This is a genomic window from Rhizobium hidalgonense, assembly GCF_005862185.2.
Lineage (GTDB): Bacteria > Pseudomonadota > Alphaproteobacteria > Rhizobiales > Rhizobiaceae > Rhizobium > Rhizobium hidalgonense.
Genome location: NZ_CP054027.1, coordinates 2,030,021 through 2,047,907, shown reverse-complemented (window position 1 = coordinate 2,047,907; position 17,887 = coordinate 2,030,021). Strand labels below are relative to the sequence as shown.

Sequence of the window (17,887 nt, the reverse complement as noted above, 5' to 3'; positions counted from 1 at the left end):
TTTTGGGAGAATTGTAAATGACGGCGACCGTGCGCCCGCTCCAACTCTGACCGCGCCACCTGGGAACCCTTATGGGCAGCCTACCAGCGTTTCTACGAAGTGGTGATCCCCGCCGAAACGACGGATCTCACCTGGGCGCGCTTCCATGATGCCGATGAACCGATGCATGCGCTCGGCGCTTTCGATGAAGGCGGGCGCCTGGTGGGGATCGTACACGCGATCTTCCATCGCTCTTGCTGGCTGCCGCAATGGACCTGCTACCTGCAGGATCTCTATGTCGAAAACAGCCAACGCGGGCTCGGCACCGGAGCCGCGCTCATCGAGGCCGTCGCCGGGCTTGCACGGCAAACGGGCGCCGGCAGGCTGTACTGGATGACCCATGAAAGCAATGCCACCGCCCGGCGCCTCTACGACAAGATCGCCGAACGCTCTGGTTTCATCCAATACCGCAAGGCGCTTTAAGCAGCAGGGTTGCACAAACGCCAGTCCGCACTATTGATTCCGGGAAACAAGGAGGATGTCATGACCGAAGAACTCGTATTCTACACCAACCCCATGTCGCGCGGCCGCATCGCGCGCTGGATGCTGGAGGAGATCGGCCATGCCTATCGCACCGAACTTCTGACTTTCGGTGAAGGTATGAAGGCGCCGGAATATCTACGGGTCAATCCGATGGGCAAGGTGCCGGCAATCCGCCACGGCGATACCATCGTCACCGAATGCGCGGCGATCTGCGCCTATCTCGCCGAGACCTTCCCGGAAAAGGGGCTGGCCCCCAAACCGGAAGAGCGCGCCGCCTATTACCGCTGGATGTTCTTCGCCGCCGGTCCGCTGGAATCGGCAGTGACGATGAGGTCGCTCGGCTTCGAAATTCCGACGGAGCGCCTGCGCATGGCCGGTTGCGGCGGTTTCGGCGACGTCATGAACACACTCGAAATGGCCGTCTCCGGCTCGACCTATGTCGCCGGCGAACGCTTCACCGCCGCCGACGTCTATGTCGGCTCGCATGTCGGCTGGGGTCTTGGCTTCGGCAGCATCGAAAAACGCCAGGCCTTCGTCGATTATTTCGGCCGCATCAGCGAACGTGAGGCCTACAAGCGCGCCAATGCACTGGACGACGAGGCCGGCAAGACGATGCAGGCCGCTTGAGACGTCAATCGGCGCGGCCAGCCCGCCGCGCCGCGAATATCCACGCCTCAGGCAAGCGGCATGTGAATATTCGTCATCAGTTCGGTCGGCGGCACGTCGCGCGGGTTGTTGAGATATTCCTCGAACATGACGCTGTCCTTCAACTGCCGTCCGGACTTGGGCAGCCATTCCGCATAGAGCCACTGATAGGCCTTGTACATGTCGGCGTAAGGCCCCATGTGGCGCAGCACCGCATAGTCGCCACCCTCGATCGTCCGCCGCTCGAATGGCGCCTCGGCCGGAAGATCGGCAGAGCCGGTGACACAAGCGATCGAGCGCAGCTGTTCGGCCGGCACGATGTCGGGATCGTCGAGATAGACGCCGATCATCCGCATGTCAGGCCTGGCGAGGCTGCGGGCGTAGAGCGTGCCGAACAAGGTCTCGAAGGCTTTGCCGATTTCCATGTAGGAACCGGTATGGGCAACTCCGATCAGCTCCGTCGGTGCGATCTCTCGTATGGTAACGTCGAACATGGCTTTGGTCTTTCCGTAAGGTGAGGGTTGGAAGGCTGTGTGGCTTCCCTCCTTCCGGTAGCGGGCCGGCGGCATGCCGTAGGCTGACTTGAAGATGCGATTGAAAGATTGGAGGTTGGGATAGCCTGATCGCTTGGCAATCTCGCTGACGGCAAGCTCCGTGCGGACGATCTCGCCCGCCGCGCGATGCAGCCGCAGCCGCTTGACGGTGGCCGCCAGCGTCTCGCCATAGATCGCCCGGTAGATCCTGTGCCAGTGATAGCTCGACAAACAGGCGATCTGGGCAAGGCGCTCCATATCCAGCTCCTCGTCGAGGTGGTCGTGAATATAGGCCGAAACCCGTCTCAGACGGCTTTCATAAAGTGCCCATGCCGTGTCGCCATTCATGTCAAACCTCATGCAAATCGATCGACCGCAGAGAACCATATCCCGATTTGACAAATCCTGCGGAGTTACGGAATCCGGAGCGCAAACGCTACGCCATCACTCGTCAAGCGGCAGAGGAAAGCGTCGCCATATGACGGCTACGCCTCTACTCCCTTATTTCTGTCCTCGGACTTGATCCGAGGGATGTCACAGGAATCCAGCCACGGCGCGTCCGCGCCGTGAATGATCAGCACCTAAAGAAGAGAGTCCTTCGCGCCCAAGGACTTGGGCGCACTGGATTCTTGTGACGAGCACAGGATTAAGGGATGTTGGGAGGCGCGCCGAATAAAGGGCAAGTCTATCAGTAAACTAAGGCGGAAGCCGAGCTTCCGCCTTTCCGAAACTGAGGAATGAACTTGCCGGTCAGCCGGCGAGTGCTACAGCCACCGCCTCGATCGCTTCCTCGGCCTTCGACCCATCGGGGCCGCCGGCCTGCGCCATGTCAGGGCGGCCGCCACCGCCCTTGCCGCCGAGGGCGGTAGAAGCAACGCGCACCAGATCGACAGCACTGAAACGCCCAACGAGATCCGGCGTCACCGCGACGACGGCGCTCGCCTTGCCATCGTCGGACACGCCGATCAGGGTGACAACGCCGGAGCCGATGCTTGTCTTGCCGTCATCGGCAAGACCCTTGAGATCCTTCGGATCAACGCCGGCCACGGCTTTGCCGAGGAACTTCACTCCGGCGACCTCGCGCACGGCGTCGGCGGAACCGCCCTGCCCGCCGCCCATGGCGAGTTTGCGCTTGGCATCGGCCAGTTCCTTTTCGAGTTTGCGGCGCTCGTCCATCAGCGCTTCGACCCGCGACAGAACGTCCGAAGGCTGAACCTTCAGCGAGGCAGCGAGCGTCTTCACCCGATCATCCTGCTCGGCCAGATATTCGCGTGCCGATTCACCAGTCACCGCTTCGATACGGCGAACCCCGGCGCCGACGGCACTTTCGCCGAGGATGCGCACGAGGCCGATCTGACCGGTGGCCGACACATGCGTGCCGCCACAAAGTTCGACGGAGTAAGGCTTGTTGCTTTTTGCGCCATGAAGGCCTGTGCCCATCGACACGACACGCACTTCATCGCCGTACTTCTCGCCGAAGAGCGCCATGGCGCCTTCCTCGATGGCATCGTCGACGCTCATCAACCGGGTCGTGACAGGCGAATTCTGCAGCACGATCTCGTTTGCCATATCCTCGACGATCTTCAGCTCCTCGGCCGACATCGGCTTGGGATGCGAAACGTCGAAACGCAGGCGCTCGGGCGCGACTAGCGAACCCTTCTGCGCAACATGAGTGCCGAGCACCTCGCGCATCGCCTCATGCAGCAGGTGGGTTGCCGAGTGGTTGGCGCGCAATCGCGAACGGCGAGCGTGATCGACGGTCAGAACAACCGCATCGCCGGTCTTGAATGAGCCTTCGACAACGGCGCCGGAATGCACGAAGAGGCCTTCGCCCTTCTTCTGCGTGTCCGATATCTCGATCTTGCCGTGGTCGGACGAGATGACACCGGTATCGCCCATCTGACCGCCGGACTCGCCGTAGAACGGCGTCTGGTTCACGACGATCTGCACCTTGTCACCGGCCTTGAGCTCTTCGGCAACGGCGCCGTCCTTGACGATCGCCTGCACGACGCCTTCCGCGGTTTCCGTGTCGTAACCCAGGAATTCGGTTGCGCCGTGCTTTTCTCTGAGCTCGAACCAGATGGTTTCGGTTGCCTTCTCGCCGGAACCGGCCCAGTGCGAGCGGGCTTCGGCCTTCTGGCGCTGCATGGCATCGGTAAAGCCGGAGATATCGACGCCGATCTCACGGGCGCGCAGCGCATCCTGCGTCAGGTCGAGCGGGAATCCGTAGGTGTCGTAAAGCTTGAAGGCGGTCTCGCCATCCAGCATGTCGCCCTTGCCGAGATCCGTGGTTGCATCCGACAGCAGCGACAGGCCACGCTCCAGCGTCTTGCGGAAGCGACCTTCTTCGAGTTTCAGCGTCTCAGATATCAGAGGCTCGGCGCGGACGAGTTCCGGATAGGCGCGGCCCATCTCCTGCACCAGCGTCGGCAGCAGCTTGTACATCAGCGGCTCCTTGGCGCCGAGCAGCTGCGCATGGCGCATCGCACGACGCATGATACGGCGCAGCACATAGCCGCGGCCTTCGTTCGACGGAAGCACGCCATCGGCGATCAGGAAGGCCGAGGAGCGCAGGTGGTCGGCGATGACGCGGTGGCTGGCGCTGCCTGCCGCCTTGACGCCGATCGTATCCTCGATCATGCCGGTCAGCGTGCGGAAGAGATCGGTATCGAAGACGCTCTGAACGCCCTGGAGAATGCAGGCCATGCGCTCCAGGCCCATGCCGGTGTCGATCGACGGGCGCGGCAGTGGCGTGCGCTCACCCGGTGCGGTCTGCTCGAACTGCATGAAGACGAGGTTCCAGAATTCGAGGAACCTGTCACCGTCTTCGTCAGGCGAACCGGGTGGGCCGCCCCAGACATTCTCACCCTGGTCGATGAAGATTTCCGAGCACGGGCCGCAGGGGCCTGTATCGCCCATCTGCCAGAAATTGTCGGAGGTCGGGATGCGGATGATCTTGTCGTCGGAGAAACCGGCGATCTTCTTCCACAGGGTCGCTGCTTCCTCGTCTTCGGAATAAACGGTCACCAGCAAGCGATGTTTCGGCAGGTCGAAACCTTCGGTCACGAGCTTCCAGGCAAGCTCGATCGCATTCTCCTTGAAATAATCGCCAAAGGAGAAGTTGCCGAGCATTTCGAAGAAGGTCAGGTGACGCGCGGTATAACCGACATTGTCGAGGTCGTTATGCTTGCCGCCGGCGCGCACGCATTTCTGCGAGGTTGTCGCCGTCGAATAAGGTCGTTTCTCCAGACCGGTGAAGACGTTCTTGAACTGCACCATGCCGGCATTGGTGAACATCAGCGTCGGGTCGTTGCGCGGCACAAGCGGGCTCGACGAGACGATCTCGTGACCGTTCTTCTTGAAATAGTCGAGGAATGTCGACCGGATATCGTTCACACCGCTCATGCTATGCCCTTCAATGCTGCCGGAGGCAGGTAAATCTAAATCCATCGGCTTTTAACGTTCGCCTCCGCCACTGTCCAGCAGACAAACAAAACCGGCCGCATTCTGATCACGAATGCGGCCGGTTCAATTTTTAGAAGAAGCGCGTGCGAAAATCACATTTCCGCAGCGGAGTCACCGTCATCGGGATCCGGTCCGCCATTCTGCAGGAAGCGGTCGGCGATCAGGCCGGCATTCTGGCGCAGCGACAGTTCGATCTCGCGGGCCAGATCCGGATTGTCGCGCAGGAAGGTCTTGGCGTTTTCGCGGCCTTGGCCGAGACGCTGGCTGTTATAGGAGAACCAGGCGCCCGACTTCTCGACAATGCCGGCCTTGACGCCGAGATCGACCAGTTCGCCGGTCTTGGAAACGCCTTCGCCATACATGATGTCAAACTCGACCTGCTTGAAGGGCGGCGCCATCTTGTTCTTGACGACCTTGACGCGGGTCTGGTTGCCGATCACCTCTTCGCGCTCCTTGACCGCGCCGATGCGGCGGATGTCGAGGCGCACGGAGGCGTAGAACTTCAACGCATTACCACCCGTCGTTGTCTCAGGCGAACCGAACATGACGCCGATCTTCATGCGAATCTGGTTGATGAAGATCACCATGGTGTTCGACTTGGAAATCGAAGCGGTGAGCTTGCGCAGCGCCTGGCTCATTAGACGGGCCTGCAGGCCGGGCAGGCTGTCGCCCATCTCGCCTTCGATTTCGGCGCGCGGCGTCAGTGCGGCGACCGAGTCGACAACCAGTACGTCGACGGCGCCGGAGCGCACCAGCGTATCGGTGATTTCGAGTGCCTGCTCGCCGGTATCGGGCTGAGAGATCAGCAGATTCTGCAGATCGACGCCAAGCTTGCGGGCATAGACCGGATCAAGAGCGTGTTCAGCGTCGACGAAGGCGCAGATGCCGCCCTTTTTCTGCGCTTCGGCAATGGTCTGCAGCGCAAGCGTCGTCTTACCCGAGCTTTCCGGCCCGTAAATTTCGATGATACGGCCCCTCGGCAGACCACCAACGCCGAGGGCTATATCGAGGCCAAGCGAGCCGGTCGAGATCGTCTCGATCTCGACAACATTCTCGTTGGAACCGAGTTTCATGATCGAGCCCTTGCCGAACGACCGCTCTATCTGTGAGAGTGCCGCTTCAAGCGCCTTGCTTTTGTCCACCGATTTGTCCTCTACCAGCCGCAATGAATTCTGAGACATCCGATCCACCTTTAGGTTATTGAAGCCGCCCAAGCAATGTCGAGTTTGTACCCTATTTGTTCTATTCCCGCAATAGGCGATCAAACAATTGAAAGAAAAAGGTAAAACGGTCCGTGTTCTATTTTTGTTTTATCAATGCAAAGCAACGGCTTACGCCTGAAATGCCGGCATGCATCGGAAAAGATGCATCGCATCGATTCGCTTCTCAAGCCTCAGGAGAGCGGCTGAAATGAACGGAAAGATTCTCGTTCTCGGCGGTGCCCATATCGATAGACGCGGCCGCATCTCCGGCGAGACGGCGCCTGGCGCCAGCAATCCCGGAACCTGGTTTGAGGAACCGGGCGGCGGCGGCTTCAACGCAGCGCGTAACCTTGCAAGGCTCGGCTTTCAGGTGACGATGATTTCACCGCGCGGCGGCGATCCGATTGGCGAGACCGTCGGTGAAGCCGCCGATTTCGCCGGCATCGACGACCGGCCGTTCGTCTTCCTCGACCGCAAGACGCCGAGTTATACGGCAATCATCGAGAAGGACGGCAATCTGGTAATCGCCCTTGCCGACATGGATCTCTATCGCTTCTTCGTGCCGCGACGTCTCTCCATTCGCTGGGTGCGAGAGGCCTTCGCCGCCCATGATTTGATTCTTTTCGATGCCAACCTGCCGGAAGAGACGATTGCGGCAATCGTCGCCAAGGCGCATTCCCTGGCAAAGCCCGTGGCGGCGATCGCCATCTCGCCGGCCAAGGTCGTCAGGCTGAAGCCCTGCATCGGCGATATCGACTATCTCTTCCTGAACGAGGCGGAAGCCGGAGCTCTTACGGGCCAGCAGCCGGAGAATGCCGACGGCTGGCCGCCACTCCTGAACGAGATCGGCATCAGGAACGCCGTCGTCACCCGCGGCCGCCGCGAGCTCATCGCGTTGAGCGACGGTCGGGCCGTGACGCTGCAGCCGCCGGTCGCCGACACGGTCGCCGATGTCACGGGTGCCGGCGATTCTCTTGCAGCCGGGACGCTTGCCGCCTTGATATCGGGCCTGCCCCTCGAGGAAGCCGTCCGCTACGGCACCGCGGCGGCGGCACTGACGGTGCAGTCACGGCACGCCGTCAACGAAAATATGACATCGGATCTGTTGAACGAGGCCCTTGCACTTGTTCCCCAGGTCAGAATTCTGCATTGAAACCGCAGTTAAATAGTTGAGCATGATGTAGTCCGAAAACGCTTACACTTTTCGGCATCATGCTCTGGCGATCACAGGACAAGACCATGACCAAGCCCATCTCCCCTCTTCTACCGATCGCCTATTCGAAGGAGGTCGCCAGCGCCAAGCAGCGCGGCGCGCCGCTGGTGGCGTTGGAATCGACGATCATCACCCACGGCATGCCCTATCCCGGCAATATCGAGATGGCCCGCAGCGTCGAGGCGATCATCCGCGAACAGGGTGCGGTGCCGGCGACGATCGCCGTCATTCACGGCACGCTGCATATCGGCCTTGAAGCCGGCGAGCTGGAGCAGCTCGCCAAGGCGACCGAGGTGATGAAGGTGTCGCGCGCCGATCTCGCCTTTGCGATCGCCGAGCGCCGTACCGGCGCCACCACGGTCGCCGCGACGATGATTGCGGCGGCCCGCGCTGGCATCCGCGTCTTTGCCACGGGCGGCATCGGTGGCGTGCATCGCGGCGCCGAGGAAAGCTTCGATATATCAGCCGATCTCGAGGAACTGGCGCGCACCGGCGTCATCGTCGTCTGCGCCGGCGCCAAGGCGATCCTCGACATTCCGAAGACGTTGGAAGTGCTGGAAACCCGCGGCGTTCCCGTCGTCACCTATGAGAGCGAAGAATTCCCCGCCTTCTGGTCGCGTTCCTCGGGCATATCAAGCCCGCTGTCGCTGAACAGTCCGGCGGCCATCGCCAATTTCCAGACGGTGCGCGATCAGCTCGGCATCGACGGCGGCATGCTCGTCGCCAACCCGGTACCCGAAGCCGACGAGATCGCGCGCGAGGAAATGGAGATCTATATTGAGAGGGCGCTCGACAGCGCCGAGCGCGACGAAATCACCGGCAAGGCGGTGACGCCCTATCTGCTCTCGACCATTTTTGATCTGACCGATGGCCAGAGCCTCAAGACCAATATTGCGCTGGTGGAGAACAATGCGCGGCTTGCGGCTGAGATTGCCGTGGCGCTGGGTGAGTAATTTTTGACGGGTGGGCTGGTCCCACCAGATGGATGGTGTCGTGAGGCACCGCCCTCTGCCCTGCCGGGCATCTCCCCCACAGGTGGGGAGATCGGCTGGACGCGCCGGTTTCCCCATACAATAAGCGTTGGAGTGCGGCGAAAGGTTAGATGTAGGCTAATGGCCAAGCCGCTTATCGATTTCCCTCCTTGTGGGGGAGATGTCCGGTAGGACAGAGGGGGTGCCACACTGCACGCGCTCTCCGGAACCGCCAAGCCGCAATCCTAGCTATCCAGCGTCTCTTTCACCACAACAGCAAGCTGCTTGAGTGAGAACGGCTTCGGCAAAAACCCGAATTTCGATTCCGGCGGCAGGTTGCGGGCAAAGGCGTCCTCGGCATAGCCGGAGACGAAGATGAACTTCATGTCGGGATAGGTCTTGCGCAGCTCGCGCAGCAGCGTCGGGCCGTCCATTTCGGGCATGACCACGTCGGAAACGACGATATCGACCTTGCCTTCAAGCTCTTCCATAATGCTGAGCGCTTCGACGCCGGACCCCGCTTCGTGAACGGTATAACCGCGCGTTTCCAGCATGCGCTTGCCGCCGCGGCGCACCGCCTCCTCATCCTCGACGAGCAGGATGACCGCCGATCCGGTCAGGTCCTCCGGCTGCTGCGCCGGTGGCGTCTCCGGCCGAACGCCGATCTCGGCGACGGCGCTGTCGACAGCGTCTGCTTCGGCGGCAACCGCCGGCTCCGGGATGTGGCGCGGCAGGAAGACCCGGAAGGTCGTGCCTTTGCCGACTTCGGATTCCGGCTGGATGTAACCACCCGATTGTTTGACGATGCCGTAGACCATGGCGAGGCCTAGTCCCGTGCCTTTGCCGACATCCTTGGTGGTGAAGAAGGGCTCGAAGATCTTGTCCATGATCTCAGGCGCGATGCCGGTGCCGTTATCGGCGACTTCGATCAGCACCATGTCTTCGGCCGGCATGTAGGAATAGTTAAAGGCGGAGACCTCAGTGGCGGTCAGGTTTCGGGTGCGCAGTGTCAGCGTGCCACCCTCGGGCATGGCGTCACGCGCATTGACGCAGAGATTGATCAGCACCTGCTCGAATTGCGACAGATCGGTTTTGACGGGCCAGAGGTCGCGGCCATATTGCACGTCGAGCTTGACGTTGGTGCCGGAGAGCAGACGGTCGACCAGCATGCGCAGGTCGCCGACGACATCGGTGAGGTTGAGCACCGAGGGCCGCATCGTCTGTTTGCGCGAGAAGGCCAGCAGCTGGCGCACCAGCACGGCGGCGCGGTTGGCGTTGCGCTTGATCTCCATCAGGTCGGCGAAGCTAGCATCGGCCGGTCGCGCCTGCAGCAGCAGATGGTCGGAGGACAGCAGGATCGCCGTCAGCACATTGTTGAAGTCATGGGCGATGCCGCCGGCAAGCGTGCCGACGGCGTTCATCTTCTGCGTCTGCGCCATCTGCGCTTCCAGCGCCTTCTGCTCGGTCACCTCGACGGCATAGACGATCGCCGCTTCCTCGGGCGCCTCGTCGCTCTGGTCGATGACGGCATTGACATAGAAACGGAAATAGCGCGCCTCGTCAGTCGGCGTGCGGGTATCGAGGGGCGCGATATCGCCCTGCCGGTCCTTGGCTGCCGCCAGCGCCTCGGCCAGCTGCGGCCGGTCGCTTTCCTGCACGATGGTTTCGAGATGCGGCGCCTTTTCGAGGTCGTCGCGCGAGACGACGCCGGAGAACAGCTTCAGGAACGGCGCATTGGTCCGCAGAATACGCCCGTTGCCGTCGACCGATGCAATAGCCATCGGCGTGTTGTTGAAGAAACGGGTGAAGCGCATGGCAGCCGCCGAAGCCGACTGACTGCTCTCGCTGTTCTTTTCACGCGCCAGCACGATCGTCCGGCTTTCGCCGGGCGCGCCGTCGCGCATCGAGGTGACGCTGTGGAGGATCTGCACCGGCAGGCTCTGGCCGTTGCTCTTGCGCAGATCGAGATCGAGCGTCACGGTCTTTTTCAGGCCGGGTTCAGCCTGCACCGACTGGATCAGCGCCAGCCCCTCGCCGGCCACGACATCGCCGATCGTCATCGAGCCCGGCACGAACTTGGTGAGATCGAGACCCAGCCACTCGGCAAGTGTGGCGTTCAGATAGAAGATCTCGCCCTTCCTGCCGGCGGAGAAGAAACCGGCCGGCGCATGGTCGAGATAGTCGATCGCGTTCTGCAGTTCCTTGAAGAAGCGCTCCTGATCGTCGCGCTCGGTGGTGATGTCGGTGATCTGCCAGATCTGCAGCGGTTTCCCGCCATTCTCCTCCGGCTGCAGCAGCCGCGCCTTCAGCCGGTACCAATGCGCGCCGGAGCTGTTGCTGCCAGGGCCGACGGCGCGCAGCAGGCGGAATTCCTCCCGGCCTTCCTTGCCCTCGCGCAGGCCGTTGACCAGCCTGTAGAGCGCCTCGTTCGATTCGCGGTGGCGCGACAGCAGGGTTTCCAGGGTCTGCACCTCGGTCGCCTTGCGCGCGCCGGTCAGCGCGCCATAGGCGGCGTTGGCATAGATAATTCGGCCCTTTTCGTCGGTAATCAAGGTACCGTCGGGATGGCTGTTGAGGAAGGCGCGCGCCAGGCTGTCGGACTGGCGCTGCGGCATCACCTCGATAAAGCCGATGACCGAGGATACCAGGAAGAAGATGCCGACCATGGCGAGCACGCCGAGACCGCCGAGCACGACCTCATTGTCGAGCGACTTCTTGAAGACGACGAATCCGCCGGCGGCTGCGATCAGCACGAGGGCCAGCAGAAGAATGCGCAAAACCGTGCCAGAACGCCCCCCACGATCCACAAGCGGTGCGTTATAATCGTCGGCCTGACGCGGTTTCGTCATGTATTCCTCACATACGCCCCTCCAGCTTCGTAGCACGAACACGAAGCGGGAATCAGGCACTCTTTCCTTCTTAGCAATTTGCCGCGTCGGCAAAAACACCGGCAGCCGGCAAGACTGCTTGAATTCACAGGCAACAGCGCCATCTGCCCCCGAAGCCGACGCGGCTGCCCGTGCGCAAGGTCGCCGGGCGGCCAAGCAACGAACACGCAATCGCGTTCACCGGTGACTGGACAGCACCGGCGGCCCTTGCCTAAGGAACGGAAAAGTCGTCAATATGTGCCGAATATGAAATGGAGTGAGTGATTATGTTGGATGATGTTGTCGGAGCTTATGGCAGCCGTTTTCTGCTTGCCGCCGGTGGCGTCGGTCTGGCGCTTCTCCTGCTCATCCTGGTGCTTTGGGTGATCCGCAGCCGGGCGCCCTCGCCCTTTGTGCGCGGCGGCCGCAACCGCCAGCCCCGTCTGCAGGTCCTGGATGCCGCTGCTGTCGATACCCGTCGCCGGCTGGTGCTGGTGCGCCGCGATGACGTTGAGCATCTGATCATGATCGGCGGCCCGAGCGATATCGTCATCGAAAGCCGTATCCTGCCGGGAGCGGCCGAACAGGCGGAAACTGCCGACCGCCCGCAACACCTCGAACAGCCTCCAATATCCCCGCCGCGCCCGGAATCGCCACCGGTTTCTCCGCCCCGCTCCGCAGTTGCAGCGCCGGTCGCAGCCCCTGCCGCAGCCCGGGTCGAACCGGCCGCCGAGCCTACCTTCTCGGCACCGGTTTTCCCGGAGCCGCGCCCGCGCCCCGAACCGCAGGCCCAGTCGGCCGTTGCACCGCCGGTGGCGACCAGCCCTCTTCCGGCAAATCCCGTGACTGTGCCCCTGTCGGCCGAACGCGACGCTCCTCCGCCTGCCCCGCCCCAGCCGCGCCCGGAGCGGCCCGTCGCTCCCCCGGTCGCGCCCGCAGCCTTCCACGATACAGCAAGTGCGGCCGAGATTCTCGATGCCGCCCGCCAGCGCGTGCTGCCGCAGCAGCGCATCGAACCCGAGGTCTCCGCTCCATCTGTCCACGACATGCCGGCGGCCGCGCGCACGTCTGGAATGGACGATGGACCGGCACCGGCGATCCGCCGTGATTTTCAGCAGGTGCTGGAAGAGGAGATGTCGAACAATCTAACGGCCGAACGTATCGTCCCGGCGCCGGTAAACCAGGCCCCGCGTCAGGCCATACCGCAACCGCAGCCGGGCAATCAGCCGCGCCGCGATCCCGAGCTCGCCCCGATCACCGGCGCCGATACGGAACTGCAGAAGGAAGTCGCTCGCATCTTCGGCGAAATGAGCGTCAATCGCGACAAATGAGGGGAAACACGCCCGCATCACACCGGGCTGCCGCGCTTTCTCTTTCACCATGAAGTTGCACAAATGCCGCAACGCCGCGGCTCTTTCAGTTTCCCAATGTCTTGGGCCTCCCCATCACGTCAATCATTTGGTATCGATCGGGGTGAAGAGCGTTGGCGCATCTGAGGTTGCACTTTGCCTAAGTAAAAATCGGTCTCACTCCAGTTTCACCCGTATTGCCGCCTAGCGACACGCTGGCGGCATGCGACCATGTTCATCGGGTGGTGGCGAGAGACCGGTTTGGCATTGTTACAATATGCCATGTGCAGCGCCGCTGTCTCAGCTCTTCAGCCGCCCACAACATCGCCACACCGCGCCCGCAAGGGCTTTCTCATGCACCATCTCGATGGACTTCCGAACGGAAGACCAAGACGATATGTGCAAGACGCTTCGGGTCCGATGGACCATTATTCCCAAGATTGCTCCCCAACCTTGGGTTGCCTGCGGCGGATGCGGCGGCCTGAGAGCCTTCCAATCCAGCGGCAAGATTCGGCTCAATGCCAACGGCCGCAAGCTGGATGCCTGGCTTATCTACAAATGCCTGACCTGTGAAAGAACTTGGAACCGGCCGATCATCGAGCGCCGCAATGTCCGTGACATCGATCCTGCGGTCCTCGACGCGCTGCAGTCCAACGATCGGGACTGGATCCGCGCGGAAAGTTTCAACCTCGATGCTCTCCGGCGCAAATCGCTGCGTGTCGACGAGTTTGCCGAAGTTGAAATCGCCAAGGAGATGCGGCACGAAACCGCAGATTGGACGAAATTGGCAATCGAACTGACGGTTCCGGTGCCAACAAGCACACGCCTCGACCGTCTGCTGGCCTCGGAACTGAAGCTTTCACGCGCGACGCTGCAGGCTCTTCACGCAGACGGCATGCTTCGGACGGATCCTGAGAAAGCAGACATTATGCGACGACGAATCAGGAATGGCACCCTCGTCACGATCGACCTCTCCAGGGAGGCCGGACGAGAGCAATCGTGGAAACCTCTGGCGACAGGCGATTCTGCCGTGGAGCGGTGATCGACGAACAAGCGCCGCGATCCGATCGCGGCGCTTGTTCTGCTCTCATATCTGCATGAAAACCCTTATTCGTCGCGATAGACTTTTTCGCGGCGTTCGTGGCGCTCCTGCGCCTCGATCGATAGCGTCGCGATCGGGCGGGCGTCGAGACGCTTGAGGCCGATCGGTTCGCCGGTTTCCTCGCAATAGCCGTAAGTACCGTCTTCGATGCGCTGCAGTGCCGCGTCGATCTTGGAAATCAGCTTTCTCTGCCGGTCGCGGGCGCGAAGTTCGATCGCCCGGTCGGTTTCCGACGACGCCCGGTCGGCGAGGTCGGGATGGTTTGCGCTTTCCTCGGCCAGGTGGTCGAGGGTTTCACGCGCTTCTCGAAGGATATCATTTCTCCATGCAACCAGCTTGGTCCTGAAGTAGGCACGCTGGTTTACGTTCATGAACTCTTCCTCTTCCGAGGGAACGTAATTGCTAAGATCGATCTTCTCACTCAACGCGATTCTCCTGAAGAACATCTCATCTGGGCGGGTGTATATCCCAAGCGCTAGCCGCGATTCAAGCCAAATACGACAGGTAAACAGATTTTTAAATCTGTTACAGTTTTAGGCTAACAATCTATTTTGTCATGGTTATTCCGGCCACCGTTTTCTTCTTCGCCTTCAAAACGCCGTGTTGTCAGCCACGTTTTGGGCAGTTGCGGCATGGCTGGCGATTGACGGCGGCCAAGTGCAACCGCTACTGAAAAGACCCGCCCGATCCTGGATTTGCCCATGACCGTACCGCTGCCTCCGCCCAACCGCATCTACCTCCTGCGTCATGCCGAGGCCGCCTGGGCCGAACCCGGGCAGCGCGATTTCGACCGGCCGCTCAACGAGAAGGGCTATGGCGATGCCGAGATCATTGCCGACAAGGCCGCCGACAAGGGCTACCGTCCCGATCTTCTGATCAGTTCAACGGCGCTGCGCTGCCGTGGCACCGCCGATGCGGTCCATCGGGCGATGGGCCTCACGCTCGACGTGCGTTATGTCGATGTGCTCTACAATGCCACGGTCGATAACTATCTCGAAATCGTCGATTCGCAGGATGAGGCGGCCGTCATGCTGGTCGGCCACAATCCGACCATGGAGCAGGCGCTGGAAGCGCTGATCGGCCATGAGGCGATGGTCAGCGCCCTTCCAGGCGGCTTCCCAACGGCCGGCCTTGCCGTCGTCGATTACGACGGTGGCGCCGCCAGCTGGCGTCTCACCGATTTCGTGGTCGTCTGAAAGCTTTCGCGCCGCGTCTTTTTCGGGCGGCGCGCCCTTCCTATATTGCCGGCAGTCACCAACCGGAATTGCGCCTTGCCGCCACGCCTGACATCCTTTGCCGACGACGCCCGCATCGCCCTCGACAATCTTGCCGATCGGGCAAGCGGCCTCGTCAACCCGACCGTGCGGCTCGGCGTTACCGGCCTCTCCCGGTCCGGCAAGACGGTCTTCATCTCCTCGCTGGTGCACAATCTCCTGCATGGCGGTCGCCTGCCGCTGTTCGAGCCGGTGCAGTCGGGCCGTGTCTCGGCGGTGCGGCTGGAGCCGCAGCCCGATGATGCCGTGCCGCGCTTCCAGTACGAGGATCATATCCGCGCGCTGGTGAAGGACCGTATCTGGCCGGACTCGACCCGCGCCATATCGGAACTGCGCATCACGCTGGATTATCAGAGTGCCAGCGGCTGGAACCGGCTGTTTTTGCCCGGCCGCCTGTCGATCGACATCGTCGATTATCCCGGCGAATGGCTGCTCGACCTGCCGCTGCTCGGCAAGGACTACCGCACCTTCAGCGAGGAAACGATCGCGCTTGCGCAAACCGGCGTGCGCTCCGAATTGTCGCGCGGGTGGCTGGCGCTGACTGATGCCGCCGATATCCAGGCCGGCGCCGACGAGATGGTGGCCCGCGACCTCGCCACCGCCTTTGCCGATTATCTCAAGGCCTGCAAGGCCGACGAACGCTCGCTCTCCACCCTGCCGCCCGGCCGGCTGCTGCTGCCCGGCGATCTCGATGGGTCGCCGGCGCTGACCTTTGCGCCGCTCGCCTTGCCGCCGGACGCCCGTCCCGGCCGAAACTCGCTCTGGACGATGATGGAGCGGCGTTACGAGGCCTATAAATCGGTTGTCGTCAAACCCTTCTTCCGCGAGCATTTTGCCCGGCTCGACCGCCAGATCGTGCTGGTCGATGCGCTGCAGGCGATGAACCGCGGCCCCGAAGCGGTGCAGGATCTGGAGCGGGCGCTGACCGATGTGCTCGCCTGTTTCCGCCCCGGCACCAATTCGCTGCTCTCTTCGCTGCTCGGGCGCCGCATCGACCGCGTGCTGGTCGCCGCCACCAAGGCCGATCATCTCCACCATGAAAGCCACGACCGGCTCGATGCGCTGACCCGCCGCCTGGTCGATCGCGCCATCGACCGCATCGGCATGGCCGGCGCCGGCATCGACGTCATGGCGCTCGCCTCCGTGCGCGCCACTCGCGAGGCATCGGTCAAGCGCGACGGCCATGAGCTGCCCGTCATCGTCGGCACGCCGATGGAAGGCGAAACCATCGCCGGCGAGCGTTTCGACGGCCAGAGAAAGACCGCGATCTTCCCCGGCGACCTGCCGGCGGATCCGGAAAGCCTGTTCGACCGCATCGCCTCCGGCGAGACCGGCCTGCAACTGCCCGATGTCAATGTCGTCAGGTTCCGCCCGCCGCAGCTTGAGGAAACCGGCGGCGGCATCAAGCTGTCGGTGCCGCATATCCGCCTCGACCGCGCCATGCAGTTCCTGTTCGGAGACCGTCTCGCATGAGCAAGCCCCCGTCCGATCCGCCGCGTCGCCCACCTGCCGCCTTTGCCTACGAGGACGGCGCCGCTAAGCCGCGCGACAACGGCCGCCAAGGAGAGCAGCGGCGCAAGCCGGAAAGCTTTTCCGAAAACATCATCGTCACAGCTGATGAGGACGATCCCTTCCTCAATCCCGATAAGGATCTGAGCGCAGTCCCGGTCGCAACGCCACGCAAGCGCCGGACCTCGTTCGGCAAGATCGCTGCCGGCGCCTTCGGCATCCTGCTGTCGCTTGGCATCGGCCTCTGGACCGATCGCTTGATCCGCGATCTCTTCACCCGCGCCGATTGGCTGGGTTATGCGGCCCTTGCCGTGCTCGCAATCGGCATCCTCGCCGTGCTTGCCCTCGTCATCCGCGAATCTGTGGGAATGATGCGCCTTGCCGCCGTCCAGGCGATCAAGGCCGAAGCGGAAGCGGCGATGGTCGAAACCCGGCCGGCAAAGGCGCGCGCGGTCGTCGCCCGCCTCACCACGCTGCTTTCGGCCAATCCCGAGACATCGAAGGGCCGCGCCACGCTGAAGGCGACGGAAGGCGAGGTCATCGATCCCCCGCATCTGATTGCGCTTGCCGAACGTGAATTGCTCGCGCCCCTTGACCGCAAGGCCCGCGCCCTGATCGTCAACGCCTCGAAACGCGTCTCGATCGTCACGGCCGTCAGCCCGCGCGCCGTGGTCGACCTGCTCTATGTGCTCTATGAGGCCGTGCGCCTCATTGGCGCCATGGCCGAGCTTTACGGCGGTCGCCCCGGCACCCTCGGCATGTTCCGTCTGCTGCGTGACGTGCTGGCGCATCTTGCCGTCACCGGTTCGATCGCCGTCGGCGACAGCCTCGTCCAGCAGGTGCTCGGCCATGGGCTGGCCTCCAGGCTCTCGGCCCGGCTTGGCGAGGGCGTTATCAACGGCCTGATGACCGCCCGGATTGGAATCGCGGCAATGGATCTCTGCCGCCCACTCGCCTTCCACGCCCTGAAGCGGCCGGGAATCGGTGACTTCATCGGCGATCTCACGCCCTCCATGTCACCGCGCGGCAACACTCCTTGATCGACGAGGCTAATCCTCAAGCGTGACCTTCCCCGGCGTAATGCCGAAGAATTTGTAGCAGATTCAAAGCTCTAACAGCGATAATTTAAAATTGTCGCCGCGCGAAAACCCTGTATCTCCGCGCATTTCGGCACAATCGAAAGGAAGGATTAACCATTATTCGGCAAAACTTGCTGCCAGTTCTTGAGTGGCGCT

General features: G+C 62.2%; 13 protein-coding genes and 1 pseudogene. 9 read left to right on the top strand and 5 right to left on the bottom strand.

Annotated features, from left to right (window positions below):
• The first annotated feature begins 17 nt into the window (after positions 1 to 17).
• Positions 18 to 462 (top strand): annotated as a pseudogene (locus FFM81_RS09715) (GNAT family N-acetyltransferase).
• A gap of 60 nt (positions 463 to 522) precedes the next feature.
• Complete coding sequence (locus FFM81_RS09710; protein WP_025416285.1) at positions 523 to 1,149, top strand: glutathione S-transferase family protein; 627 nt, start codon at positions 523 to 525, stop codon at positions 1,147 to 1,149.
• A 47-nt stretch (positions 1,150 to 1,196) separates the two neighbouring features.
• Here FFM81_RS09710 and FFM81_RS09705 read toward each other — a convergent pair whose 3' ends face one another.
• The 3 genes from FFM81_RS09705 to recA all read right to left on the bottom strand — a co-directional run bounded on the left by FFM81_RS09705 (position 1,197) and on the right by recA (position 6,346).
• Positions 1,197 to 2,048, bottom strand: coding sequence for an AraC family transcriptional regulator (locus FFM81_RS09705; RefSeq protein WP_138384227.1), 852 nt, complete (start codon positions 2,046 to 2,048; stop codon positions 1,197 to 1,199).
• Positions 2,049 to 2,450: 402 nt separating this feature from the next.
• Positions 2,451 to 5,105, bottom strand: coding sequence for an alanine--tRNA ligase (gene alaS, locus FFM81_RS09700; protein WP_003568996.1), 2,655 nt, complete (start codon positions 5,103 to 5,105; stop codon positions 2,451 to 2,453).
• 152 nt (positions 5,106 to 5,257) lie between these two features.
• Positions 5,258 to 6,346, bottom strand: coding sequence for a recombinase RecA (gene recA, locus FFM81_RS09695; RefSeq protein ID WP_003568997.1), 1,089 nt, complete (start codon positions 6,344 to 6,346; stop codon positions 5,258 to 5,260).
• Between the two features lie 229 nt (positions 6,347 to 6,575).
• Between recA and FFM81_RS09690 the strand changes: the two genes are divergently transcribed.
• Positions 6,576 to 7,520, top strand: coding sequence for a carbohydrate kinase family protein (locus FFM81_RS09690; RefSeq protein ID WP_138384226.1), 945 nt, complete (start codon positions 6,576 to 6,578; stop codon positions 7,518 to 7,520).
• Between the two features lie 86 nt (positions 7,521 to 7,606).
• On the top strand, positions 7,607 to 8,533 hold the full coding sequence (locus FFM81_RS09685; protein WP_138384225.1) for a pseudouridine-5'-phosphate glycosidase: 927 nt from the start codon (positions 7,607 to 7,609) through the stop codon (positions 8,531 to 8,533).
• A 263-nt stretch (positions 8,534 to 8,796) separates the two neighbouring features.
• Here FFM81_RS09685 and cckA read toward each other — a convergent pair whose 3' ends face one another.
• Entirely contained in the window at positions 8,797 to 11,400 is a 2,604-nt protein-coding gene (gene cckA / locus FFM81_RS09680; RefSeq protein ID WP_003569000.1) for a cell cycle histidine kinase CckA, read from the bottom strand.
• 305 nt (positions 11,401 to 11,705) lie between these two features.
• Here cckA and FFM81_RS09675 point away from each other — a divergent pair, with 305 nt between their 5' ends.
• Together FFM81_RS09675 and FFM81_RS09670 are read left to right on the top strand one after the other, a co-directional pair.
• On the top strand, positions 11,706 to 12,749 hold the full coding sequence (locus tag FFM81_RS09675; RefSeq protein WP_003569001.1) for a flagellar biosynthetic protein FliO: 1,044 nt from the start codon (positions 11,706 to 11,708) through the stop codon (positions 12,747 to 12,749).
• A gap of 415 nt (positions 12,750 to 13,164) precedes the next feature.
• Positions 13,165 to 13,809 (top strand): DUF1062 domain-containing protein, encoded by a 645-nt coding sequence (locus tag FFM81_RS09670; RefSeq protein WP_246401187.1) that lies wholly within the window; start codon positions 13,165 to 13,167, stop codon positions 13,807 to 13,809.
• Between the two features lie 65 nt (positions 13,810 to 13,874).
• Here FFM81_RS09670 and dksA read toward each other — a convergent pair whose 3' ends face one another.
• Entirely contained in the window at positions 13,875 to 14,294 is a 420-nt protein-coding gene (gene dksA / locus FFM81_RS09665) for an RNA polymerase-binding protein DksA (protein ID WP_003569003.1), read from the bottom strand.
• Between the two features lie 276 nt (positions 14,295 to 14,570).
• Between dksA and FFM81_RS09660 the strand changes: the two genes are divergently transcribed.
• From FFM81_RS09660 to FFM81_RS09650, 3 genes are all read left to right on the top strand, one after another.
• Positions 14,571 to 15,065 (top strand): SixA phosphatase family protein, encoded by a 495-nt coding sequence (locus FFM81_RS09660; RefSeq protein ID WP_003569004.1) that lies wholly within the window; start codon positions 14,571 to 14,573, stop codon positions 15,063 to 15,065.
• 75 nt (positions 15,066 to 15,140) lie between these two features.
• Positions 15,141 to 16,616, top strand: a complete 1,476-nt coding sequence (locus FFM81_RS09655; protein WP_138384223.1) for a YcjX family GTP-binding protein — start codon at positions 15,141 to 15,143, stop codon at positions 16,614 to 16,616.
• Positions 16,613 to 17,692: a YcjF family protein gene (locus tag FFM81_RS09650; protein WP_003569008.1), complete on the top strand. Its 1,080-nt coding sequence runs from the start codon at positions 16,613 to 16,615 to the stop codon at positions 17,690 to 17,692. Before FFM81_RS09655 ends, FFM81_RS09650 begins: the two co-directional genes overlap by 4 nt.
• Positions 17,693 to 17,887: the final 195 nt, after the last annotated feature.